Source organism: Nocardioides sp. NPDC059952 (assembly GCF_042730435.1).
GTDB lineage: Bacteria > Actinomycetota > Actinomycetes > Propionibacteriales > Nocardioidaceae > Nocardioides.
Map to the genome: position 1 here is coordinate 1 of NZ_JBHWLY010000165.1, position 1,239 is coordinate 1,239.

1 protein-coding gene is annotated in these 1,239 nt (G+C 67.8%); it reads right to left on the reverse strand.

Annotated features, from left to right (window positions below):
- On the reverse strand, nt 1-1,239 hold a 1,239-nt coding region (locus ACFV9G_RS29905), incomplete at both ends, for a host specificity protein J (RefSeq protein ID WP_378733128.1).

The following is a 1,239-nucleotide window of genomic DNA, read 5'->3' on the forward strand; positions in this document are numbered from 1 at the left end:
ATGTTGCCGCTCTTGTCCACCAGTCGGCCCCAGAAGTAGAACCGGGCACCGGCGGCCAGGCCGTCGAGCTGGTAGCGGTTCTGCGGGTAGGCGAAGTCGGCGAACTTCGTGGCGCTGGCGCGATCGGGCCCTGCACTGCGCCAGATCTCAGTCCGCTCGGTATCAGTCGCCCCGGCCGGGAAGCCCCACGCCAGTCGGATGCCGAACACCACCGGCGTGGCCGTCAGCGAGGTCAGTGCCGGCGGCGGCTCCGTCTTGCCCTTGATATCGGTCAGCATGCTCAGCGACGGCTGCGAGACCGCGTTGAGCGCGTTGACCGCGCGCACCCTGGCCAGGTACTTACCGGCGTAGATGCCCCGGACCTCGCAGCTAGTGGTCCCTACCCGGCCCGCACGAACCCAGTTCAGATCGTCCCGGCGCCATTCCACGTCGTAGGCAATCGCCTTGTCGGCAGCGTCCCACTCGATGGTCAGCACCGGCGTAGCGATGCCTTGGTCGATCACCACATGGGAGGACATGCGCACGTTGGCCGGCGGCGGCTGCACGCTGGGCGGAATAACGCTGATCGGAGGCGGCTCCAAGCGCGTGCCGTCATCGATGGCAGCGAACTTGTCCGGGCGATGCTGCAGCGCCGTGATGCGGTAGGTGAGCCCCTCCTCCTCGGCGATGCCCAGTACCCGGAACTGCTGCAGCACCAGGTCGGTGGACTCGGTCGCCCAGATCGACTGCGCCACAGGCACCGCGCTCCAGGGCGCCGAAACGGTCACCACCCGGGTGGTCGGGTTGACCGCGTTAATGGTGCGCGCTTCGGTCTTGCCGCTGGGCAGGGTGGCGCGCAGGACATCACCCACGGCCATGGTTGGCGGCACCACGTCCAGGGTCAGGTTGTTGGCCGTTGCCGCGCTGATGCGACCGGAGTTCCGGCGGCCGGCGCGGTTGGCGTCGGCCACCTGGATCACGTCACCGGGCATGCAGTTCAACGCGTCCAAGCCCACGGCGAAGGTGACCGTCTCCGTCTCCAGGTTCTCGCTGTAGAGGATGTGGTTGCCCACCCGCTGCGCCTGCGACTTCGAATGGCAGCCGAGCGCGGTGACCTCGATCTGGTTCACGCCATAACGGGCGATGCCATCGTGCAGCTGCACCGGCTCAACCTTCTGCCGGCCGAAGTCGTCCGGGTCGGTCCAGGACACCAGCGCCACGGTGTGGCGGACCTTGCGCGCGCTTCCCTCGTAGGTGAAC